Here is a 22,772-nt window from a genome sequence, read left to right on the forward strand (position 1 = left end):
CCTATCCCCTGTGTGCCTTGGCAGTCTCATCGCACCAGCGCAGCCCGTTGCGGTTGACGAACACGATACCGCTCAACACCCGCCGGTCATCAACCCGTGGCTTGCCATGGCTCTTGGGAAAATACGGCTCGAGCCGCGCCATCTGCTCGTCGGTCAGCCAGTACAGGTCGCTCATCCTCGGTCTCCTCACGGAGCCTGAATCAGATCGAGCCGCTCAGATCAATGGGTCCTGACCCTAAGTGAAACGTCCGCAATTGGACGCTTTCTGCCGTCCCGGCTGTTGCGAAAGGGTTCGGTTTTGACGCTGCAGGCCAACCCACGCTTTTCTGCGGCTTGCAGCGTGTCAGAATCCCGTGTCAGAAGAGCGGATGCAAATTGGCTATGCGCGGGTGTCCCGCGGCGATCATCAAGACCTCACTGCCCAGCTCGCTGCGCTTAGCGCGGCGGGGTGCGATCCAGTGTTTCGGGAGGAAGCCTCAGGCGGCCAATCTGACCGTCCCGAGCTCGCGCTCGCGATTAGGGCGTTGACGCCCGGCGACGTGCTGGTGGTGTGGAAGCTCGACCGTCTATCACGATCGTTGCGCGACCTTTTATTCACGTTGGAGGCGATCACTGCAGCCGGTGCCGGCTTCAGGTCTCTTACTGAGGCCGTGGACACCACGACGGCTGCAGGTCGATTGATGACCCAGACCTTAGGTGCCTTTGCTGAGTTCGAGCGCGCTATGATCCGCGAGCGGACCATGAACGGTCTGGCACATGCCCGCAAAGCCGGTCGGCATCTTGGACGCCGGCCAAGCCTCACTGGCCAGCAGCGCGCCGAGATAATCACCAAGGCGGAATCCGGGCAGGGATCGCCGTCGCAGCTCGCGAGCCTATTTCGGGTATCGCGTTCGACCGTGCAGCGCGTGCTCCGCGAGCATCGCAACCGTTCGGCCGCGGCGTGAGCCTTGCCCCTGCGCTTCCACGCGTCCTGCCTGCAGACCTTGAGGCACAGCGTTACGAGCTGGCTCGCACGCGTCAGCTGGCGCGCGCATGGGCGGAAACGCTACCCGAGCCGCGTCGTCGCGATATGGCGGCACTGTTCACTCGCATTGCAATCGAGACCTACCAGACGGAGGCCCGGCCCCACGCCAAGCTCAGCCCACCTTTCGCCAAGCCATATGGCCGTCTCGATCGTGCCGTTGCTGACCTAGCGGGAGCGGTGGGCCGTGAGGCAGCGCCCCTGCCGATCACCGAGGCGGTTTACTTCCTGACCGGCCTCTACACGACGCTGCTTCACGCGCGCGAGCGCGGGGCGCTCGGCGCTTTCTACACTCCGCCCGCGTTAGCGAACCGGCTTCTCGACATGGCCGAGGAACAGGGGATCGACTGGACTCGCGCCCGCGTGCTGGACCCAGCGAGCGGCGGAGGTGCGTTCTTGCTACCTGCAGCCGAGCGGATGATCGCTGCCCTTCCTGCGGCGGAGCCGGCGATCGTGCTCCGGCAAATCGGCACGCGTTTGGTCGGGTTGGAGCTGGACCCCTATGCGGCCGGTTTCGGGCAAAATGCGGTCGAACTACTACTGGCGGATGTTACCGCGGCTGCAGGTCGGGCGGCCCCTACCGTCGTGCGCGTCGCGGACACGCTGGAAGAGGCGCCTGCAGCCCGCTTTGACCTTGTGATCGGCAATCCGCCTTATGGGCGCGTCACCCTCACGCCCGAACAGCGCCTGCGCTTCGCGCGCGGCCTTTACGGCCATGCCAACCTCTATGGGGTGTTCACCGACATCGCCGTGCGCTGGACCAAGAAGGGCGGTACGATCGCTTATCTCACCCCGACCAGCTTTCTCTCCGGGCACTACTATTCCGCGTTGCGCGAACTGATCGCCAAGGAGGCCCCGCCAGTTGCGATCGATTTCGTGCACGCGCGCCGCGGTGTGTTCGAGGACGTGCTGCAGGAGACCTTGCTTGCCGTCTATAAGCGTGGTGCCAAGCCCGGCCGCGCCCAGGTCCACTATGTCGAGGTGACGAACGAGCGCGAGGCGTGTGTCATCCGTAATGGCACGATCGGTCTCCCCTCCCCGGCATCGCAGCCTTGGCTTGCGCCCCGCGAGCCCAGGCATAGCGCCCTGATCGCCGCGGCCGAGGCGATGCCGGCGAGGCTTGCCGATTGGGGCTACAGCGTATCGACCGGTCCGCTGGTGTGGAATCGTTATAAGGATCAGATGTCAACGCGGTCGCATTCCAGGCCAGCGGGGCGGAGTAAAAGCAGGCCATTGTTGATGCGAGGCTGACGATACGAAGAGGGCCCCGATCGGGGCCCTCTTCGTATCGTTGTCCTCGTCTACTAGGCGGCGGTGATCTCGCCGGTTTCGGGGTCGATGATCTCGGTGGCCTGGTTTTGCTCCGCCCTGGCGGCGGAGCGTCGGCGCCCGGCGGACTGCTTCAGCCGATAGCTGTCGCCGTTCATGGTCAGGATGCTGACGTGGTGGGTGAGCCGGTCGAGCAGCGCGCCGGTGAGCCGCTCGCTGCCCAGCACCTGGGTCCAGTCCTCGAACGGCAGGTTGGAGGTGACGATCGTGGAGCCACGCTCGTACCTTTGGGAGAACACCTCGAACAGCAGCTCGGCGCCAGTGGGCGACAGCGGCACATAGCCAAGCTCGTCGATGATCAGCAGCTTCACCGCTGCAAGGTCGCGTTGCATCTTCAGCAGGCGGCGTTCGTCTCGCGCTTCCAGTAGCTGGCTGACCAGCGCGGCCGCGGTCATGAACGTCACGGTAAAGCCCTTCTGGCAGGCGGCCAAGCCGAGGGCGAGCACAACATGCGTCTTGCCCGTGCCGCTGTTGCCCAGCGCGATGATGTTCTCGCGCCGCAGGACATACTCGCAGCGGGCAAGCTCCAGCACGAGCATCTTGTTGAGGCTCGGGATCGCGGTAAACTCGAACGTGTCGAAGCTCTTCACCGCCGGGAACCGTGCCGCCCGGATACGCCGTTCGATCGTGCGCCGTTCACGGTCGATCAGCTCGAGCTCGATGAGCCGCAGCAGATAGCGCGGATGGTCGGTGCCATCGCGCGCGCACCCGCGGGCCACCTTGTCATACTCGCGCAGCACGGTGGGCAGCTTCAACTGCTTGAGGTGATGCGCCAGCAGCACCTGCGGCGTGCCGCTCATCGTGCCGACCGGCATCGTATCAGGTGCGCCGCTCATGCCGCCAGCACCGCGTAATCGGCGGCCGAGGTCGTCTTGACCGCCGTTCGCGGCAGGTGCGGATACGCCGCCAGGTCGAGCCGGGCGGGTCGCTGCTCGATGCGCGCCAGCGCGATCAGCTTGATCGCATCGAACCCGACAGCGCCGATCTGGATCGCCTGGGTTACGGCATCCGTGACGATGTCGAGCGGCAACGCCTCCAGCAGGCGCAGCACTTGGATAAACTCACGCTTGCCGCGGTTGCCCATCCGCGCTTCGAGCAGGTGTCGCAGATGCTGGAACACATCCGGCAACGCCCAGCCCTGCAACGCCGCGGCTTGGTCGAGCGCACCCGGCTTGGTCTCGATCAGCGCCAGATAGTGGAGCGGGTCGGCGACGAACACGCCCTCGCCATAGCACCGCTGGTGGCGGGCGATCTCCTTGCCGCCGCACAGGATCACGACCTCGGCGACGAAGCCCTTCACCACCACGTCCTGGAAGCCATAGGCGGTCGGCACCGAGTAGTCGTTGGTCCGATAGCGCACGAGCGCCATCGACGAGACCCGCGCAGCGCGCTTCTCGCAGGGCTCCAACGGCACCGCCGGCAGCGGTCGCAGCGCGGCGCGATCGGCCACCAGCCGCTCGCCGATCGTCTCGGCATGGCGGCCGGCATGATCGCGCTGTCGAGCGCGACAGCGCTCTTCCAGCATCGCGTTCAGATCGTCGAAGCTGGCAGCGTGCGGGACCGGCACCATGAAGTTGGCGCGCGAGAACTTGACCAGCCCTTCGACCTTGCCCTTGTCGTTGCCCTTGGCCGGGCGCGCGAAGCGATCGCGGAACAGGTAATGGCTGCACAACTCGGTGAAGGCACGGGTGCGGTCGCGCTTCCCGTCGCCCAGGATCTTCGCCACCGCGATCGTCGTGTTGTCGTACAGGATCGACAGCGGCACGCCGTCGAAGAACGCGAACGCCGATACATGCCCGTCGAGGAACGCCTCGGTGGTCTCGCGTGGATAGGCCTTCACAAAGCAGGCATCCGACTGCGGCAAGTCCATGCACAGGAAGTGGATCTTCTGGCGCACGCCGCCGATCACGCCGATCGCCTCGCCAAAATCCACCTGCGCATGACCCGGCGGGTGTGCCAGCGGCACGAACGTCTCGCGCCCTCGTGCCCGGCAGAGCCGAACATGATCCCTTCACCACGGTATATCCGCCGGCAAAGTCATGCTCATCGCGCAGCCGTTCGAAGATCCGCTTGGCCGTATGCCGCTGCTTCGCCGGCGCTGTTAGGTCCGCTTCCAGGATCGCATCGATCACCGGCAGCAGCAGCCCCAACTTCGGCTTCGCCGCCGGCTCCTTGCGCGTATATCCCGGTGGGAGCGAGAACCGGCACATCTTGGCCACCGTCTCCCGGTTCAGCCCGAACACCCGCGCCGCCTCGCGACGGCTGTGACCCTCCACGAACACGAAGCGCCGAACGGCGGCATAGCTCTCCACGGCAAACATCCCCGGCCGCTCCCCAAAAAGAGCAGCCTACCAACGGCTGGATTTTACTCCGCCACGCTCAGCACCGCGCCGGCGTTCCGATGGCCTGCTTTGTCACCGCCGCATCCATCATGGCAAACTTTCAAAAAAACGTCCCGGCAGACGTCGGTAAGCGGATCGCAGTTTGGCGACGTGCCGTTCGAGTGCGCCTTTCGCTCGCCATCCAACCGAGGTCAGACCTGGTTCAGCCACTGGCGCTCTGCCGCTCGCAAGGCGTCGACCGTCTCGGGACGATCCACGCCCGGAAGATCGTTGCGCGCCGGCCGACCGCTGGCAGCGAGCACATAGCTGAGGTAGCGATAGGACGGCCGAAACGCGGCGAGTTTTTCCTCGTCGATCTTGAATGACTGGCTCGGTCCGCAGGACGCCAACGTGTCGCGGATGTAGATCCCCCGCAAGCCGGAGATCAGCCATCCGCCCTCGGTCTTCTGGAGACGCCATAGCAGACGGGTATAGCTGATGTTGATGACGTCAATGCCGCCTAGCGCTAGGACAGTATGGACCGCACATGAGGTTTCCGCGATTGCCCGGCTGTCCTGTACCCAGATGACGGGCGGACTCATGGCATCGAAATTGACCGTTTCTGAAGGCTCGTGCTTACCCGTCTCGATGAATTCGGAAGCCGTGCCTTTGAACCAGGACACTTCGATCCACGCATCAGGATGGTAGCACGTGTCCGCAACATCGGCGTTGTGAGTTTCTCTTGCCCAGCGCTCAAGCAGGATCATGTCGGTAATCGCGACGCGATCGGTCCATTCATCACCATTCGCGCGCGACGCGCCTTTCGCCAAGGTTATGCTCGCCGCCCCTGCCTGGCGAGGGACCCCCAGCGCACACAGAGCAGCAATGCCGCCTTTCAGGGCCCTGCGCCGCCATACTCTACGCTCAGTCATCAGCAGATCGATTTCACCGGATGCCGACATCGTTAGTTTCTTTCCAGATGCCGTAATCTTCCACCGAAATGGGATCGCGGGCGTTACGCGTGGCAATTTCATGTCGCTCGTGCTGGCTTCGAGCGAGAAGAGGCCACCAAATACTCGGCATGGATAGGCGCATCGATGCCGCACAACAGGGTCGGAAACTACGCAGGATCGCTAGCCTGCACCTCCTTACCCGGGCCCTGTGCATTAATCGGACACAGATTCACGGTAGGGCGCGGCTGCCGTTCCGGACGCGTGGCATGACATTATGTGGAAGTGGCTTCACGTGGAGGGCCCGCGCATTAGTCGGGAGAGCCGTTTGGGCCCAAAGCGCGTACTTCAGCTGCCGAGCGATGACGCACCCGCGCCAGTTCGGGTGCGCGTTCCGGAAGGAGACCGGGGAGACGCCCGCCAAGGCGATCGAGCGGTTGCGCATTGAAGCGGCCTATCTACGCCTTCAGGACGGATCGGAACCCGTGGACGTGATTGTGCGCAGGGCCGGGTTAGCGACCCCGAGCGGATGCGTCGGGCGTTCATGACCCGCTATGGGCAACCCCCGCAGGTGATACGGCGCATGGCGCGTCCGCTTCGACATATCTAGTGCTGCAGCTCTTCCAGGCCTGAGATGCTTGTCGCCTCACCATCAACCGTCGCCGTCCCCGTCAAACCCTTAGCGTACGTTTTTGGGCCTTCTCTCACCGGCCCCCTACACAGAGTAGCTTTCTGGCAGATCAAGCGGATGATCGACATAGTGGCATTTCAGTTGGCGGGGTGTTCCCTCCCTAACGCCGCGCGCTTCCCCGTTGCGGGCCGAGCGACCAGTGCCGCTAGCCCCCGACCCCAGCCTTGTCGATGACCCTCCCGCTGCCCGATGATGCCGACAGCCCTGCCGACTCAGTGCGTGAGGCTGTCAGACAGCTGCTTCAGCTCTAATGTGCGCTTGCGGGTCAGATCGATGATGCACTTGCCCTCCGCCTCGTCTTGATAGGCGCCGCCGCGATAGGCGAAGCCGACGGTCACGCAATGCGCGTCGCGATACGCGAGCCAAGCGCGCTCAGCGGCAAGCAATCCGGCTTGAGAGCTTGAACGACCGTCGGTCCTTGTCATCCCCTTCTTTAACTCATCGTCGCGTGTCCGGTCGGCCAGCACCATGGCATCCATCGTTCGGCGATATTGAGCGTTGAGCGCGGTGTCCGCCAGTCGACGCTCATGCTGCACATGGGCGTCCTCGCTGGTCTGTACCCGCAAAGCGACGGCTACGGGTGCAACCAGCAACGCGGCGAACATTATTAAGATCATCCTTGTAATTCCAGTCGCCGACCCAGCGGAGACGCACCCCGCTATTATCTCGCGACCGCGCCTGGTCGTGTCCGGACAGACCATGGGCTTACTGCTTTTCGTATAACCGGTGAAGCATTTTAGCCAATTACTTACCTACCCGAATACCTCCACATTGAGACATCAAACGGAGGACGCGAACATGACCACCCAGCATACAGCACTCGTACTAGGCGCAACCGGCGGTGTCGGCGGGGAGGTCGCGCGGCGGCTTGTCGCACGAGGCTGGCTCGTCCGCGCGCTCAATCGCAATCCCTTGACGGTCAGCGACGCCGACGCGGCGTCAGGCATCCTGTGGATGAAGGGCGATGCGATGTCGGCGGCTGACGTTCTCGCCGCCGCGGAGGGGGCAAGCGTCATCGTGCACGCCGTAAACCCACCGGGCTATCGCAACTGGGGCAAACTTGTCCTGCCGATGCTGGACAACACCATCGAGGCAGCGCGCGCAGTTGGCGCGCGGATCGTGCTGCCAGGAACAGTCTACAATTTCGGCCCTGACGCTTTCCCCGAATTACGCGAGACCTCGCCACAGAATCCGACAACGGTGAAGGGCGGCATCCGGGTCGAGATGGAGGGACGGTTACGCCATGCCGCCGATACGGGAGTGCCCGTGCTGATCGTTCGCGCCGGGGACTTTTTCGGACCAAAAGCGGCTAACAACTGGTTTTCACAAGGGCTGGTGAAGCCGAATATTCCCGTTACCGCTATTTCCTATCCCGGCAAGCAGGGTGTTGGTCATCAATGGGCGTATCTGCCCGATGTCGCGGAGACGATGGTACAACTCTTGGAGAAGCGCGAGGCGCTCGACCGGTTTGCGGTATTCCACATGGAGGGCCATTGGGATGCAGACGGCACCGCGATGATCGCCGCCATCCAGGCGGCTGCGGCCGGACGCAAGATCAAGGTCGGCAAGTTTCCCTGGCTGGTGATGAGGCTGCTGTCGCCATTTGTGCCGCTGTTCCGGGAACTCGCAGAAATGCGCTATCTCTGGATTACACCCACGCACATGAGCAACGACCGAATTAAGGCGGTTCTCGGTAGAGAGCCCCGCACACCGTTACCGGTTGCGGTACGCGAGACGCTGATCGGGATGGGTTCGTTATGATGGTGGATACGACATCCATGACGGCGCTAGCAGCGTTGGGGGGGTCGTTGGTCGGCGGAATTTTGTCGTCCGTGACCACCTATTTTACGCAACGCCATCAAGGGACGCGTGAGCGGCTTAGCAAGGATCTCGACCAACGCTCGACGCTTTATACCGAGTTCAATCAGGTTGCATCGGAGCTGCTGCTTGATTCGCTCGATCACACGATCGACCGGCCGGATCTGATCGTGCGGATGATGACCCTAGTAGGGCGCGTCCGCATTGCGAGCTCGGCACCGGTGATCATGGCCGCCGAGACAGCTATCTCCGAGCTTCTCGCTTCGTACCGCCGGCCGGCGGTGGACTACAGAGAGCAGATCCTAAACGATAAGAGAGTTCGTAGCCCCGCTGGTCGTTTTTACCGAGGCCTGCCGGCAAGAGCGGGAGCTGCTGCTGAAACGTCTGTAGGACGCGGGTGACGGTAATCGGTTACGCGCCGTGACGTCACATCTGCCGCTGACAGGCCGTGCCCATAAGCGCTGATATTTACAGGTTTTGGGAATGCTGCACCTTTCTCATTTCTCGATCCCAATCGGGAAACGGCCGTTAGGCGAGAACTGGGAACCGAGCTTGCATCCGAGCAGCATCCTGAGCCGGCGATATGCCGAACATTCTCAGATACTCCCTGCTGAACTGAGATGGGCTTTCATAACCAACCGCGTAGGCTGCGCGCGTAGCACTCGCATCGGCTGCCAGCTTTTTACGTGCCTCATGCAGTCGGACCAGCTTCAAGTATTGAAGCGGGCTTGAGCCTGTCAAAGCCTTGAACTGCCGGTAGAAAGTGGGAACACTCATGTTTGCATACGTTGCAAGCCGATCGTTAGAAAGCGGCTCATCCAACCGTTCCCTCATTATGCGGATCACCCGCCTGATCGCGAAGGGCTGCGTTTCGGATCGGATTGACTGCCGTAGCATCGGACCGTGTTCTCCCCGCAGCAACTCATACAGTACCTCACGCTTACGGCCTGCGGCGAGTAAGCAAATGTCCTTTGGTCGATCAAGAAGGGCGAGAAGACTGTCGAACGCTTCAAGCAATTCCGTGGATACATTGGCCACACCGAACCCATTTGAAGCGCTGGTATCGGGGGTAAAAGGAATGCCCTGCGCAAGGTCAGATAATGTATTGGGATCGAGTGTAAGACCTGCCGCGATAAAGGGGCGATCGGCATCTGCTTCCAACACGCATCCGGTCGCCGGGAGTTCGACAGCCGAAGCAAAGCATTTGGAGTGATCATACCGCAACATTCTGTCGCCTACGAGCACCTGCTTCACTCCCTGCAAAACGATGCAGACCATTGGCTCGGAAAAGGCGGTTTCAGGGATCAGCGGTTTATGCAGCACCCCAAGGCTAAGGTCTGGAATGGCTGTGGTGGTGTTCACCCCGGCAGAGTGGGCAAGCACCCGTTTTCGCATTCGTTGAAACAACTCGTCCATCCGCCATCTATAGCACCATCGATCACCACAACCAAGATTCTGATAGCTTTAGGCAAAAGAACGATAGGTTTCGAGGCGTTCCGATGGGGATGAAGTGATAGCAATCGAACAGGCGGTTTGTGCGAAAACAGGCGCGTCGCGTCAATAGGTGCTCACGGCATCCGAACAGCAACCGAGGATCGATCGATGGCAAAGACAGCCTCTACTGCTTGGGTTTTGCCTATCGCCGAAGCGCAGATCGGCGAGTTCCGCAATCTACTTGCTGACTTAAATGAGGACCTTACCGGCCTTGCAGATCGAGCATACGATGTTGGCTATCACCGTGAGCGAATGTGGCTTCAACCGAACGATGACGGCAGCGCTCTCCTCATCGTCTATCTAGAATTCGACGAAGGCGTGAGCTTCGCCGAGTTCGCCGACAAACTGAAAACTTATGAGTCCGTGTTCACACGCTGGTGGACACCACGATTTGAGCGCTTCGGATACCCGAAGAGTGTCGGCGAGCAGCTTCTTTCTTGGGACGGAAATAAGTAATCTGCTCGAACCTTTTGACCTATATTCAAGCAACACCAATCTGGGAGATGCTAATTGTCCGCGATAAACCCCGCTCTGATTCTTTGCCAGAGGTACATTGAGTGTGTTGAGAATAAAGACCTTCGTGGCGTCGAGCAAACACTTGCCGACGATGTGCGGCAGATCTTTCGCCATACCAAACATGTTACGGATCCTGGCATGTTCGATCAAGTCTCACTGGGCAAACGCAAAGGAACCATTGTTGCTGTTATGAAGGGTCAAACAGAGGTATTAGCCTATACCAAAGGCCTAATGTTCAACTTTCGCAAGCTCAAGTGGGTCGATACAAAATGGAAGGTATCGAGGAGCGGTAAAGAGGTATATTTCTTTGGTAAAGGCGATATGATTACGCAGAAATCGGAAAAGCCCTACCAGAATGTATACGTCACCAGATTTGATTTGCAGCAAGATCAGATACTAGAGATCAACGAGATTGGTAATGCAATGCTCTACATGGGGCTGGGCATTGCGCCAAACGCGACACAGTTGCGTGCATTTGGCCGTGCCTTGATACACCCGTTCGGCATCGGATTGCGCTAAGTCCCGATCTTGCCCCGAAGACTCCAAGTTTCAGTCATGACAAACGACGTCCTTCGGTGCCATTGATTAGGCGAAGTGCGCTAAGAAACACTGCGCTCTTCGGAGATCTGGGTAATCCGAAGGGGACATATAAAACCAGGAGAATATGATGACGCTTTTGACAAGGTCGCTCGGAGCTAATGGCCCAGTGGTTTCGGCAATCGGCTTAGGTTGCATGGGTATGTCCGAATTTTATGGAAGCACCGACCGCAAGGCTTCATTGGCAACGATCGCGGCGGCATTGGACGATGGAGTCACGCTCTTTGATACGGGCGACTTCTACGGCATGGGCGACAACGAAACGCTCCTTGCTGAAGGGCTATCGGGCCGACGCGATCAAGCGTTCATCCAAGTCAAATGTGGAGCGTTGCGCGATCCTGACGGATCGTTTCTTGGCGTGGATGCGCGTCCGGCGGTCATTAAAACCGCTCTATCCTATTCGCTCAAGCGTCTGCGAACCGATCGCATCGACCTTTATATGGTTGCTCCCGATCCCAGCGTGCCCATCGAAGACACTATCGGCGCGTTGGCTGAGATGGTCCAGAAGGGTTATATCCGGCATATCGGCGTCACGAACGTCGATGCCGCCCTCCTGCGGCGCGCTCACGCGACGCATCCGGTCACTGCACTGCAGTACGAATACGGGCTTCTATCCCGCGACATGGAGGACGAAGTTCTTCCGATCTGCCGCCTTTTGGGAATCGGCATCACGGCTTACGGTGTCCTCGGTCGTGGCCTCATTACAGGAAGCTCAGGAACAGGCGAAGGCGACGTTCGAGCGACGTTCTATCCTCGCTTTCAATCTGCGCATCTTCACGAGAACCAGAAGATCAGCGAAAAGTTAGCCGAGGTCGCGAGAAGCCAGGGTATGACCGTCGCTCAGGCCGCCATTACTTGGGTTCTCAGCCAAGGTGACGACATCATTCCATTGGTGGGTGCCCGGACGGTGCAACGACTCCGTGAAGCTCTGGCAGCGCCGATGCAGATTTCGACCGATGCGCTGGCCGCGATCGAGGGAGCGGTTCCGAAAGGCTCAGCTAGCGGAGACCGCTCGAACCATTGATAGTTGCTGCCGTTCCCACAAACGATCCAGACTGTACGGAAACTCGCCGTTGGCTGATGCCGCGCCTGGAATGCACTGGATGGGGGCGGGGATAGTGGCAGAGGGTTAAAGGCGATACAGGGCCACCGATAGAGGGCCATCAGTCGCGGAGGCGGGCCAGGAATGGAACATTTTGGCGTTAGATCAGGCCTGCACTGCCCGGATCAGCCCCTGTACGCCGACCAGGTTTATCGCCCGTCTGAGATTATAGGCGAGTGCCGTCAGACTGAACTCGGCCCGCACCTTGTCGAGCCCACGCATCAGGAAGGCACCCTGGTTCATCCATTGCTTGATTGAACCGAACGGGTGCTCGACCGTCTCGCGGCGAATATCCAGGATCCCGGGTCGGGCGGCGAGACGTATCGCCATGCGGTCAAGCACAGCCTCACCTTCCCACCGCGTGATGGGGGTCGGTTCCGGCTGAGGGCGAAATGACACCCTAAGCAGAACGGCAATGCTTGGTGTATAACAGAAGGTTTGCTTGGGAGGCGCGGCGCCACCTCATTCCGAGGAAGCTGGTTTCTGGCGCTTTTCAGCAAGGCGATAGGTGAGGATGGCGAGTGAACCATCGATGGAAAAGGAACGACCATCGTGGCCGAACCGAAGGACGAAATCGTAGGATTCGGGTATGTTGAACCGCTGGATCTCGCTTCCATCGGCCATGGAGACCAGCGCGATCGTTTCCCGATGCGGCCCCTTGCCAACCGGCATTGATACCAGCGCATAGCGCCCGTCCGGACTGATCGTAGGCCGGTAGGTGTGCGAGAAGTCGTATGCGGTGCCGGCGATACTCCATAACCTACGACCGGTCTGGACGTCCCAGAGATCGGCTACCGCCCCACTCTGCGGGGTGCGCTCCTCACATTCCGGTCTGCGGGGGGTGCCACTGTAATGCTCGCAAATCACGCCGCCCGCGCTTAAGCCGTGCCCGATCAATACTGTCTTCAGGTTCGGGGCTAAAGCAAACTTCCAAGAGCCGTTGGGGCCGGGATGAAGCAGCGTCTCGCGGGGTAGTTTGCCCTGTTGCCACTCAAACCATCGGCCACCATTGAGCACAAACAAAGCAAAGATATTACCCTGCCGGTCGAGCCGCGCGTCGATGTCGCCAACTAGGGTTCGCGGTTGCTCGCCATGCGATAGCGGCATAGGAACGGCCTGGAGCACCTTGCCTCTGCGCCCATCGACAATGGCGAGCGTCGGCGTCGGATCGTCGTGTTCAGGGCGGTAATAGCCCCCCTTTGTGCCAAATTCGGCCAAGGCCAGCCCGCCACCACCGACCCAAAGTATGCCGTCGAGTCCGCCAGCTACATCCTTGAGCAAAGGTAAGGGGCGCGGTTCTCCATCATTTGGTATTTCGATCGGCGAGAGCGGGCCGAGCGCGAAACCGCTCGGCCGCATAGTATCCTGACGGACCCCAAGGATTGCCTTTGAGTCATCCCTCCACGCGAAGGGTGGCGCCTTGCTATAGCCAAGACCTGGGACGGTGATGCGCGACGCGATAACGCGTGGCGCTGCGTTCGATCCGATCGCCCCGATCCACAGGCTATCATAGCCAGAGACTAGAAAGTGTCGCCCATCGGGCGAAATCAACGGCGCTGAGATGGTGTAAGAACTTTTTAGCCCCGAAGGGCAAAAGGCGTTCTCGAGATAATAGGGACCGGCCGTCACCGGGGCGGCCTGATCGACTATTCTCGGTGGACAGCCGATTGCCGGAGGATGCGGAGCCGCCGCAAGCGTCGCGGCGACCGCCGTTCCCATTGAAGCGCCAATTAACGCGACGAGGAACACTTGCTTCATGCCTAACCTCTCACGCCGCGATATCGATATCAGAAGACGTCTCTGCCTTTGCCCGTCCTACGATTGCAGCAACGGTATTCTTGCTAAGTCCCAGGTCGCGGGCGATCCATCGGTAGCTACGGCCCTCTTCAATGAACGCCAGCACCTTGGGAGCAAGCCGGTCGGATTTGGGACGGTCACCGATCTGCCGCCCGAGTTTCCGGCCCCGCGCCCGTGCCGCGGCGAGGCCGGAGCGAACCCGCTCGCTGAGCATGTCGCGCTCGAACTGCGCAATGCCTGCGAGCATCGTCGCCATCATACGCCCGTGCGGCGTATCGACCTCGAAGGTCATGCCGCTCATCGCGACCACCGAGACGCGCCAGCCCGACAGCCGGTTGAGCGTATCGAGCAGGTCCTGCGTCGAGCGCCCCCAGCGGCTGAGTTCGGTGACGAGGATCGCATCGATGTTGCGCGCCTGCGCCAGCTTCATGACTTCGCCACGCGCCGAGCGGTTGGCCTTCATGCCTGAAGCGGTTTCGCGGAAGACCTCGATCACCTCATAGCCGCCACGTTCGGCAAAACCGGCAAGATCGCGCAGCTGCCGTTCGCACGACTGGTCGGCGGTCGAGACGCGGGCGTAAATGGCGGCACGGTGTCCCAATTGAACCTTCCTGAAATCAGGGCTCGAAAACCCTTGATTTGCGTGGGGTCAGTGTTGTCCAAAACAGACTTCTGTTCAACAGGGACACTGCCGCATGCCGAGACGCCATATTCTGAGCGCGCGTCAACGGTCGCTGCTGCTCGACCTGCCGACCGACGAGGCGTCGCTGCTGCGGCATTACATCCTGGCCGACGACGACCTGATCCATATCGATAGGCGACGCCGGCCGGAGAACCGGATCGGCTTTGCACTGCAACTCTGCGCACTGCGTTATCCCGGTCGTATGCTCGCACCGGGCGAGATGATCCCGATCGCGGTGTCCGCCTTCCTTGGTGCCCAGCTCGGCATCGCCGGCAACGCGCTCGTTCGTTACGCCGTCCGGCGTCAGACCCGTCAGCAGCATATGGAAATGCTGCGCTCCAACTACGGATACAGGACGTTTCCCGGTCAGGGCGCGCTGGCACATGCATTCCGTGACTGGTTGTTCATCGAAGCCGAGCAGGCACGTTCGAATGACGATCTAGCCCGGCGCTTCATCGCCCGCTGCCACGACACCATGACCATCCTGCCCGCGATCACGACCATCGAGCGGTTGTGCGCTGATGCGCTTGTCGCGGCCGAACGCCGGATCGAGAACCGCATCGCCACGCGCATCGATCCGGCCGCCTGCACCCGGCTCGACCAGCTGACGACCGAGATGCTGCCGGGGGCGATCAGCCGCTTCATCTGGTTGCGCCGGATTGAACCAGGCAACAATTCCGCCGCAGCGAACCGGCTGCTCGACCGGTTGGAGTTCCTGCGGGCGATGAACCTTGATGCCGGTTTGCTCGCCGACGTCCCACCGCACCGCGTCGCCCGGCTGCGCCGACAGGGCGAACGTTACTTCGCCGATGGCCTGCGCGATCTCAGTGCCGACCGGCGTCGCGCCATCCTCGCGGTCTGCATCATCGAGTGGGCTACCGCGACCGCGGACGCGGTGATCGAGACGCATGACCGGATCGTCGGGCGCACCTGGCGCGAGGCGAAACAACTGCATGACGTACGCGCGGCGGAAACCAGAGGTGGGGTTACAGCGACGTTGGACGGGTTCGCCGCACTCGGCCAGTTGCTGCTCGAAGCGCATGGCGACGGCGCGTCACTGGAAGATGCGGTCGCGCGTGCAGCGGGATGGGAGCATCTCACCCGTCTCGTCGCGACCGCCAGAACGCTGGCGGAGACGCTGGGCGACGATCCGCTGGCCTATGTCGATCAGGGCTATCATCGGTTTCGCCGCTATGCCCCGCGCATGCTGCGCTGCCTCGACCTCGAAGCTGCGCCGGTCACCCGGCCTCTGCTCGATGCGGCGACCGCCATCGCCGCCAATGGCGCACTGCCGGCGACCGGCGATTTCCTGCGCCCGCATTCCAAATGGCGGCGTCAGTTGCGGGCGAAGGGCGGCGATGATGCGCGCCTTCGGGAAGTAGCTGTCATGTTCCACCTGCGCGACGCGCTTCGCTCGGGCGACATCTGGCTCGACCGCTCGCATCGCTACGGCGACCTCCGGAACGTCCTTGTGCCGATGGAGGTCGCGCGCGCTGCGAAGCTGGCGGTCCCGGCCGACCCGCATGTCTGGCTAGCCGACCGCAAGGCGCGACTTGCCGATGGCCTTGCCCGGCTTGGTCTCGCCGCGCGCAACGGCACGATCCCGAAAGGCAGCATCGAGGGCGGCACGTTGCGCATCGATCGCCTGACCGCCGATGCGCCGGACGGCATCGATGATCTGGTGCTCGACCTGTATCGTCGCCTGCCGCCCGTCCGCATCACCGACCTGCTGCTCGAAGTGGACGCCGGACTCCGGTTTACAGACGCCTTCACCCATCTGCGCACCGGCGTACCGTGCGGCGACCGGATCGGCCTGCTCAACGTCCTGCTCGCCGAGGGGCTGAACCTGGGACTGCGCAAGATGGCTGAGGCGTGCAACACCCACGATTACTGGCAACTCTCCCGCCTCGCGCGCTGGCACATTGAAAGCGAGGCGATCGAGCAGGCGCTGGCGAACGTGGTCTCCGCACAGGGCGAGCTACCGATGGCGCGGGTCTGGGGAATGGGCACTACCGCATCGGCCGACGGCCAGTTCTACCCCGCCGCGCGGCAGGGCGAGGCGATGAACACGGTCAACGCCCGCTACGGCAACGATCCCGGCATCAAGGCCTATGCCCACGTCAACGACCGCTTCGCGCCGTTCGCGTCACGGACCATCCCCGCGACCGTCAGCGAAGCACCCTATCTGCTCGACGGGCTGACTATGAACGAGGCTGGGCGACGGATCGAGGAGCAGTACGCCGACACCGGCGGGTTCACCGACCACCTGTTCGGGATCAGCGCCATGCTCGGCTACCGCCTCGTGCTGCGCATCCGCGACCTGCCGTCCAAACGGCTCTACGTGTTCGATCCCGCCGCCACACCAAGCGAGTTACGACCGCTGGTGGGCGGGAAGGCGCGCGAGGCGCTAATCGTTTCTAACTGGCCCGACCTGTTCCGCTGCGCAGCCACCATGAGCGCGGGGCAGGTCGCGCCGAGCCGCATCCTGCGCAAGCTCGCCGCCTATCCGCGCCAGAACGATCTGGCGGCCGCACTGCGCGAGGTCGGCCGGATCGAGCGGACACTGTTCATCATCGAATGGATCCTCGATGCTGGCATGCAGCGCCGTACGCAGGTCGGCCTCAACAAGGGCGAGGCACACCATGCGCTCAAGAATGCCCTGCGCATTGGCCGTCAGGGGGAGATCCGCGACCGCACCACCGAAGGCCAACACTACCGGATCGCCGGCCTCAACCTGCTCACATCTATCGTCGTCTACTGGAACACCCTGCATCTCGGCCTGGCCGTCGAGGCCCGACGCCGCGAAGGGCTTGATACGCCCGATCACCTTCTCGCCCATATCTCGCCGCTCGGTTGGGCGCACATCCTGCTCACTGGCGAATACCTCTGGCCCAAGGACGTCAGCGCTTAGGGTGTCATTCCGCCCCCAGCCGGAACCGACCCCTGATGCTGCGGAAGTTTCCGCGGGCGCACTGCGGCTTGAGCCCGCAACCGCCACAGGCACGCGGGTTTGAATATTGCACGATGATATGACCGCCCTGAAGCCAGCGATATCGTGTGTCGAGCCGTTGATCGGCGGGGCAGTGGTAGCAATCCGCGGCTTCATCGTAGCGGAACCGCTCCTTGGGAAAGCGCCCGTCGCCGACGGCCGTGCCGCGCTGGGGGCGGGCGACGTAGGGTGTGATGCCGGCCCGCTCGCACGCGGCAATGTCCTCACCCATGTAATATCCCATGTCGGCGACCACATCGATCCGCTCGACGCCGAGGATGTCCTTTGCGGCGCCGGCTGTCTCAGCCAGAAAACCCAGGTCGCTGCCCGCGTTGGTGACATGCTGTTCGGCGATCAGCTTGTGCCTGGCATCGACTGCGACCTGTGCGTTATAGCCGACGCCGACCTTGGGATGGGCCGCCATCGCGCGGGCGTCCGGGTCGGTGAGCGAAATCTGGCTCTCGCCACTGGCCTTTAGTTGCTCCAGCATCGCCTGGTTGACCTGACGCTGCTCACGCACCTTCGCGATCTTCGCCGCCAGTGCCTCGCTCCGTCTGGTCGTGCCTGCCTCCTCGCCACGGTCGGCGTTATCCAACTGCCCGAGGTACGTCTCGAGCCGCTCGTCGGCGGACTTGATGTACTTGTCGAGCTTGGCCTTCGTGAAGTTGCGCGTCCGACTGTTCACCGCCTTCAGCCGTGTTCCATCCACCGCCAGCAGCTCGCGCCCGAACAGATCGAGCTTGCGGCACAGGAGCACGAAGGCGCGGAAGACCGCCTTGAACGCGAACCGGTTGTCGCGGCGGAAGTCGGCTATGGTCTTGAAGTCAGGCCGCAACCCCCGCAGCAGCCAGATCACCTCCAGGTTGCGTACCGCTTCCGCCTCCAGGCGACGGCTCGACCGCACTCGGTTGAGATACCCGTACAGGTACAGCTTCAGCATATCGCCCGGATCAAAACCAGGTCGACCCGTCGCCTTGGGCCGCGACCGCAGGAAACCTGCATCACCCAGATCAAGATCGTCGACGAAGGCATTGATGAAGCGCACCGGGTTGTCCGCCGATACGTAATCCTCAACCGATGCCGGCAACAGCAGCGCCTGGTGTCGCGCGTGACCCTCGATATACGCCATCCCCGTAGAATACGCCGATCTGCACCCTGGTGGAATCGCAGACGCGACTTTTCACACGGTCTGGATCGTTTCCGAGAACGCCGATGCTTGCTCGATCGTCGTTCGTTTGTGGGAAGCAGCATTGCGCCTCCAGAGGGATCGCGTCCGCTAAACGGCGATGTCGCCCGGCGGGGGCGGGTCGAAGGCGTCGAGCTTGGCGAGTAGGTCGGCGGGGAGGTCCACTGCCGCCGCCGCGACGTTCTCCTCTAGGTGCACAAGGTCGGCGGTGCCGGGGATCAGCAGAATGTTGGGCGCGTGAGCTAGCAGCCAGACCAGACCCACCTGCGTGGGGGTGACCCCCAACTCTCCAGCGACCGCGACGATCTCGGGCTGCTCGACCACCTTAGGCATCCCCGGATAGGCTCCGCCGAGCGGGAAGAACGGGACCCAGGCGATGTTCTCGCGACGGCAAAGCGCCAGCACGTCCTCAAACTCCTGGTTCACCAGGCTGTAGGCGTTCTGAACACAGGCGATACCCACCGGCAATGCGCGCTCGACGGTCTCCAGACCCACCGCGCTGAGCCCTACCGCACCGATCTTGCCCTCGTCGCGGAGCGCTACCATTACCGCTAGCTGGTCGTCGACGTTCACCAACTGATCGCCCTCGGCGCGCAGGCCCGGCCCGGCTTCGAGCCGCCGCAGGTTTACCACTGGGATGTGATCGAGCCCGAGGCTACGGAGATTGTCCTCTACGCTAGCGCGCAGCTGCTCGGGTCGCTGCGCGGGCCGCATCGGCACTTTGCCGCCCGGGTTGGGATCGGCCCCGATCTTGCTGGCGACGGTAACGCCCGCATGTGCCCGGGCCACGCGCCCGATCAGCGAATTGATTGCTCCATCGCCATAGAACTGCGCGGTATCGAAATGGTCGACGCCCAATTCGACAGCGCGTTCTAGCAGAGCAGTAGCCTTGGCTGGTTCGGAAGCGAATTTGCGTAACTGCATCGCACCGTAGCCCATCCGCGCGACGGATCGCTCACCCAGCTTATAGGTACCTGCGCGCGCACCTGCTAACGGAGTCGGTGAGGTCATTGGACTTGCTCCTGTGATAACCAGAACAAACGGAGGAGGCTCCGGTTGTTCCCTGCTTTGATGGAGTTACCCCCGATTGTCCACTGCCGGCCCACGTCGCGCCGATGCCCTCAAGAACCGCGAGCGGCTTGTGGCCGAGGCCGACGCGCTGTTCGCCAGCGATGGCGGCCCGGTGACTCTGGACATGATCGCCAAGGCGGCCGGGGTCGGCATCGGCACGCTGTACCGCCATTTCCCGACGCGCGAGTCGCTGGTGGAGGCGGTGTACCGTCTAGAACTTGACGCACTGGACCGGCGGGCGGACGCCCTGCTGGCCACATCTACGGCGTCCGACGCTATGCGGCACTGGCTCGACGATTACTTGCACTTCGTCGCGACCAAGCACGCGATGCAAGACGCCTTGCGCGTCGGGATCACGCCGAGGGACAACGCCGCCTCAACCATACGTCTTAGGATCAACGCCGTTGTCGGCAGGTTCCTGAGCGCCGGCGGCGCAGACGGAACGCTGCGGGACGACGTGTCGCCGGACGATGTTACGCTTGGCCTGCTAGGAATGGCGTTGGCGGCCAACGCGGCATCGCAAGTCGATCAGACGCGGCGAATGCTCGGACTGCTGCTGGCGGGGTTGAAGCAACATTGACGGCGCGGAAGCGATCGTTTTTGCTTGTAACCCGAACAGGCAACCCATGCGCTTTCCCGTTTCTCCATCCTAATTAGGACGGTAGGGCGTTTAGCGTACGATTCCGAACATCCTCTAGCCCGTCCCCGTAAAGAGCAGGGATTGGAGTAGAGAGGAAGCTGCTGATCGATCGTGCGTGATCGCCGGTGTCCCAGTCGCGATCGCGGTGCCACTGTATCTTCACCGACAATCGTGCGCCGGATGAAACCTATCGTCCAGGAGACTCTTTGGTCACATCAAAGGGATCTGAGCGCGAAGCTCGACTACGGCACGGTGCCGCCTTGGGCCAGCCACTTCTGCTCGCCCACACGCAGCACGGCAATCGTTTCGGGCCGATCTACACCCGGGAGGTCGTTTCGTACCGTAGATCCGCTCTTCCCCGCCAGATAGGCGATGTGGCGATACGACGGTCGGAACCCAGCGAGCAACGCAAGGTCGAGATCGGGCACTTGTCGCGGGTTCACCGCAGCAAGCACGTCGCGGATGTAGATCGAGCGCAAGCCGGCGATCAGCCAGTGCGCGCCGTCGCGCTGCGCGCGCCACTGCAAGCGGCAGTAACTGACGACATCAACCTCGACCCCGTCGATGGCCGTGAATGCGTGCACCGTGCAATTGGAATCGACCAACGCGCGATCAGCCAGGATCGTTACGGCCGAGGCGCCCATCTGGTGGAATGTATAAAGAGGACCGCCGGCCGCTTCCCTGGTGGCAGCCGTAAATTGCGTGCCGCTGCCGGTAAACCATGAAATGTCGACGGTCGAACCTGGATGGTAGAACGCGCCCATGTCCGACCATAACCCCGCATCGCGAGCCGCACGCTCGCGTACGATCATGTCGGTAACGGCAAGCCGATCGAGCGCCTCGTGCGAGGAAAAAGTCACGGGCGCTCAAGGAACAAGAGATTGATACGGACATCGGCACGCCGATCGCAGCTTGGCACAGGCTCGCGACCGTGTACCACTTGGCGGCCGCCGACCTTGCATCAGACCTGCTCCAGCCACCGGCGTTCTGCTAAGCGCAGGGCATCGACCGTTTCGGGGCGATCCACGCCCGGAAGGTCGTCGCGCGCGGGTCGGCCGCTCGCCGCGAGCACGTAGCTCAGGTAGCGGTAGGATGCCCTGAAACCGGCGAGTTTGCCTTCATCCAGCTTGACGTCCTGGTTCGGCTTGCAGGCGGCCAACGTGTCGCGGATGTAAATCCCGCGCAAACCGAAAATAAGCCATCGACCACCGACGTTCTGGAGGCGCCATAGCAGACGGGTATAGCTGATGTTGATGGTGTCGACGCCCTCCAGCGTCAGGACGGTATGGACGGCGCAGGAGGTTTCGGCGATCGCCCGGCGGTTACACACCCAAATCACGGGAGGACTCATCGAGTCGAAATTGACCGTATCCGACGGCTCGCGCTTTCCCGTCTCGATGAACGCCGCAGCCGTACCCTTGAACCAGGAGACTTCGACCAACGCTTCAGGATGGTAGCATGAGGTTGCGACTTCGGCATTGTGGGTTTCTCTTGCCCAACGCTCACGCATAATCACGTCCGTTATCGCGACGCGGTCGGCCCATTCGCTAGGGTCAGGACCCATTGATCTGAGCGGCTCGATCTGATTCAGGCTCCGTGAGGAGACCGAGGATGAGCGACCTGTACTGGCTGACCGACGAGCAGATGGCGCGGCTCGAGCCGTATTTTCCCAAGAGCCATGGCAAGCCACGGGTTGATGACCGGCGGGTGTTGAGCGGTATCGTGTTCGTCAACCGCAACGGGCTGCGCTGGTGCGATGCCCCTCGGGAGTATGGCCCACACAAGACGCTCTACAACCGATGGAAGCGGTGGGGCGAAAGGGGCGTGTTCCTGCGCATGATGGAAGGGCTGGCCGCCGCGAGCGCCACGCCGAAGACGATCATGATCGACGCGACTTACCTGAAAGCGCACCGTACGGCGTCGAGCCTGCGGGTTAAAAAGGGGGCCTTGGGCGCTCATCGGTCGCACCAAAGGCGGTATGAATACGAAGCTGCACGCCGTGACCGATGCAAAGGTAGCCGCTCAGCTTTTTCATGACCGCTGGCCAGGTCAGCGACTACACCGGCGCTGCCGCGCTGCTTGACGATCTACCCAAGGCGCAGTGGATGCTGGGCGACCGCGGCTATGACGCAGACTGGTACAGGGACGCCCTTCAAGCAAAGGCATAACGCCCTGCATTCCGGGCCGAAAATCCCGGATCACCCCCGTCAAATATGACAAGCGCCGCTACCGAAGCCGGAGCCGTATCGAGATTATGTTCGGTCGTCTGAAGGACTGGCGCCGCGTCGCCACTCGCTACGATCGATGCCCGACCGTCTTCTTCTCCGCTATCGCCCTCGGCGCCACCGTCATCTTCTGGCTCTGATCTGCCGAGCCAATCAACATGCTGCAGCTCGAGCATCGCGTGCTTGGAGCGCTGACGGAGAAGCTGCTCCAGCGGGAATTGATTGAAACGTTCATCGAGGAATGCTGGAGCGAGCAGGAGAAGGCCCGGGTGGTCGCAACCGCGGAATGCGCAAAATCCTAGCTGTAGCGGACCACGGTTACCGCAAGCATCGAGAGGCTGCG

General features: G+C 62.1%; 21 protein-coding genes and 2 pseudogenes. 11 read left to right on the forward strand and 12 right to left on the reverse strand.

The window, feature by feature from the left end; translation table 11 throughout:
* Positions 1-368 precede the first annotated feature (368 nt).
* A complete protein-coding gene (locus tag RI03_RS20060; RefSeq protein WP_010219515.1) occupies positions 369-944 on the forward strand; it encodes a recombinase family protein in 576 nt (191 codons plus the stop codon).
* 125 nt (positions 945-1,069) lie between these two features.
* Positions 1,070-2,272 carry an HsdM family class I SAM-dependent methyltransferase gene (locus tag RI03_RS20065; protein ID WP_010219516.1) on the forward strand — a complete coding sequence of 401 codons (1,203 nt, stop codon included), beginning with the start codon at positions 1,070-1,072 and terminating at the stop codon, positions 2,270-2,272.
* Positions 2,273-2,325: 53 nt separating this feature from the next.
* Here RI03_RS20065 and istB read toward each other — a convergent pair whose 3' ends face one another.
* From istB to RI03_RS20090, 4 genes and pseudogenes are all read right to left on the reverse strand, one after another.
* The gene (istB, locus tag RI03_RS20070; protein WP_010219517.1) at positions 2,326-3,186 is read right to left on the reverse strand and encodes an IS21-like element helper ATPase IstB; all 861 of its coding nucleotides are present in this window, start codon (positions 3,184-3,186) and stop codon (positions 2,326-2,328) included.
* Positions 3,183-4,671, reverse strand: a pseudogene (istA, locus tag RI03_RS20075) (IS21 family transposase). The gene istB and the pseudogene istA overlap by 4 nt, the downstream one beginning before the upstream one ends.
* Positions 4,672-4,883: 212 nt before the next feature.
* The gene (locus RI03_RS24920; RefSeq protein WP_238542474.1) at positions 4,884-5,633 is read right to left on the reverse strand and encodes a nuclear transport factor 2 family protein; all 750 of its coding nucleotides are present in this window, start codon (positions 5,631-5,633) and stop codon (positions 4,884-4,886) included.
* 891 nt (positions 5,634-6,524) lie between these two features.
* Positions 6,525-6,917 carry a lysozyme inhibitor LprI family protein gene (locus tag RI03_RS20090; RefSeq protein WP_170318430.1) on the reverse strand — a complete coding sequence of 131 codons (393 nt, stop codon included), beginning with the start codon at positions 6,915-6,917 and terminating at the stop codon, positions 6,525-6,527.
* Positions 6,918-7,110: 193 nt separating this feature from the next.
* Between RI03_RS20090 and RI03_RS20095 the strand changes: the two genes are divergently transcribed.
* Both RI03_RS20095 and RI03_RS20100 read left to right on the forward strand, forming a co-directional pair.
* Entirely contained in the window at positions 7,111-8,073 is a 963-nt protein-coding gene (locus RI03_RS20095) for an NAD(P)H-binding protein (protein ID WP_010219522.1), read from the forward strand.
* A complete protein-coding gene (locus RI03_RS20100) occupies positions 8,070-8,531 on the forward strand; it encodes a hypothetical protein (protein ID WP_010219523.1) in 462 nt (153 codons plus the stop codon). Before RI03_RS20095 ends, RI03_RS20100 begins: the two co-directional genes overlap by 4 nt.
* Before the next feature lie 127 nt (positions 8,532-8,658).
* Here RI03_RS20100 and RI03_RS20105 read toward each other — a convergent pair whose 3' ends face one another.
* Positions 8,659-9,546: an AraC family transcriptional regulator gene (locus RI03_RS20105; protein ID WP_010219524.1), complete on the reverse strand. Its 888-nt coding sequence runs from the start codon at positions 9,544-9,546 to the stop codon at positions 8,659-8,661.
* 186 nt (positions 9,547-9,732) lie between these two features.
* Here RI03_RS20105 and RI03_RS20110 point away from each other — a divergent pair, with 186 nt between their 5' ends.
* From RI03_RS20110 to RI03_RS20120, 3 genes are all read left to right on the forward strand, one after another.
* Complete coding sequence (locus RI03_RS20110; protein ID WP_010219525.1) at positions 9,733-10,080, forward strand: hypothetical protein; 348 nt, start codon at positions 9,733-9,735, stop codon at positions 10,078-10,080.
* 198 nt (positions 10,081-10,278) lie between these two features.
* Positions 10,279-10,659 (forward strand): hypothetical protein, encoded by a 381-nt coding sequence (locus tag RI03_RS20115; RefSeq protein ID WP_051007319.1) that lies wholly within the window; start codon positions 10,279-10,281, stop codon positions 10,657-10,659.
* Between the two features lie 145 nt (positions 10,660-10,804).
* A complete protein-coding gene (locus tag RI03_RS20120; protein ID WP_081504302.1) occupies positions 10,805-11,761 on the forward strand; it encodes an aldo/keto reductase in 957 nt (318 codons plus the stop codon).
* Positions 11,762-11,944: 183 nt separating this feature from the next.
* On the opposite strand, the gene RI03_RS20125 is transcribed toward RI03_RS20120, so the two are convergent.
* The 3 genes from RI03_RS20125 to RI03_RS20135 form a co-directional block, all read right to left on the reverse strand.
* Positions 11,945-12,181: a transposase gene (locus RI03_RS20125; protein WP_010219528.1), complete on the reverse strand. Its 237-nt coding sequence runs from the start codon at positions 12,179-12,181 to the stop codon at positions 11,945-11,947.
* A 120-nt stretch (positions 12,182-12,301) separates the two neighbouring features.
* Positions 12,302-13,597: a hypothetical protein gene (locus RI03_RS24925; RefSeq protein ID WP_238542475.1), complete on the reverse strand. Its 1,296-nt coding sequence runs from the start codon at positions 13,595-13,597 to the stop codon at positions 12,302-12,304.
* A gap of 10 nt (positions 13,598-13,607) precedes the next feature.
* A complete protein-coding gene (locus RI03_RS20135) occupies positions 13,608-14,237 on the reverse strand; it encodes a recombinase family protein (RefSeq protein ID WP_010219530.1) in 630 nt (209 codons plus the stop codon).
* A 94-nt stretch (positions 14,238-14,331) separates the two neighbouring features.
* Here RI03_RS20135 and RI03_RS20140 point away from each other — a divergent pair, with 94 nt between their 5' ends.
* Entirely contained in the window at positions 14,332-17,229 is a 2,898-nt protein-coding gene (locus RI03_RS20140) for a Tn3 family transposase (protein ID WP_010219531.1), read from the forward strand.
* Positions 17,230-17,233: 4 nt separating this feature from the next.
* Here RI03_RS20140 and RI03_RS20145 read toward each other — a convergent pair whose 3' ends face one another.
* Entirely contained in the window at positions 17,234-18,436 is a 1,203-nt protein-coding gene (locus RI03_RS20145; RefSeq protein WP_010219532.1) for an IS1182 family transposase, read from the reverse strand.
* 147 nt (positions 18,437-18,583) lie between these two features.
* Positions 18,584-19,504, reverse strand: a complete 921-nt coding sequence (locus RI03_RS20150; protein WP_026046913.1) for an aldo/keto reductase — start codon at positions 19,502-19,504, stop codon at positions 18,584-18,586.
* A 76-nt stretch (positions 19,505-19,580) separates the two neighbouring features.
* Here RI03_RS20150 and RI03_RS20155 point away from each other — a divergent pair, with 76 nt between their 5' ends.
* A complete protein-coding gene (locus RI03_RS20155) occupies positions 19,581-20,144 on the forward strand; it encodes a TetR/AcrR family transcriptional regulator (protein WP_010219534.1) in 564 nt (187 codons plus the stop codon).
* Between the two features lie 302 nt (positions 20,145-20,446).
* Here the strand turns inward: RI03_RS20155 and RI03_RS22430 are convergent, their stop codons facing one another.
* Together RI03_RS22430 and RI03_RS20165 are read right to left on the reverse strand one after the other, a co-directional pair.
* Entirely contained in the window at positions 20,447-21,064 is a 618-nt protein-coding gene (locus RI03_RS22430; protein WP_010219535.1) for a nuclear transport factor 2 family protein, read from the reverse strand.
* A gap of 101 nt (positions 21,065-21,165) precedes the next feature.
* On the reverse strand, positions 21,166-21,714 hold the full coding sequence (locus RI03_RS20165) for a hypothetical protein (RefSeq protein ID WP_238542476.1): 549 nt from the start codon (positions 21,712-21,714) through the stop codon (positions 21,166-21,168).
* Between the two features lie 101 nt (positions 21,715-21,815).
* Here RI03_RS20165 and RI03_RS23090 point away from each other — a divergent pair.
* Together RI03_RS23090 and RI03_RS24215 are read left to right on the forward strand one after the other, a co-directional pair.
* Positions 21,816-22,569, forward strand: a pseudogene (locus RI03_RS23090) (IS5 family transposase).
* 18 nt (positions 22,570-22,587) lie between these two features.
* Positions 22,588-22,731: a hypothetical protein gene (locus RI03_RS24215; RefSeq protein ID WP_170318431.1), complete on the forward strand. Its 144-nt coding sequence runs from the start codon at positions 22,588-22,590 to the stop codon at positions 22,729-22,731.
* The last annotated feature ends 41 nt before the right edge of the window (positions 22,732-22,772 follow it).

The sequence above is a fragment of the Sphingomonas sp. PAMC 26621 genome (assembly GCF_000251145.1).
Classification (GTDB): domain Bacteria; phylum Pseudomonadota; class Alphaproteobacteria; order Sphingomonadales; family Sphingomonadaceae; genus Sphingomonas.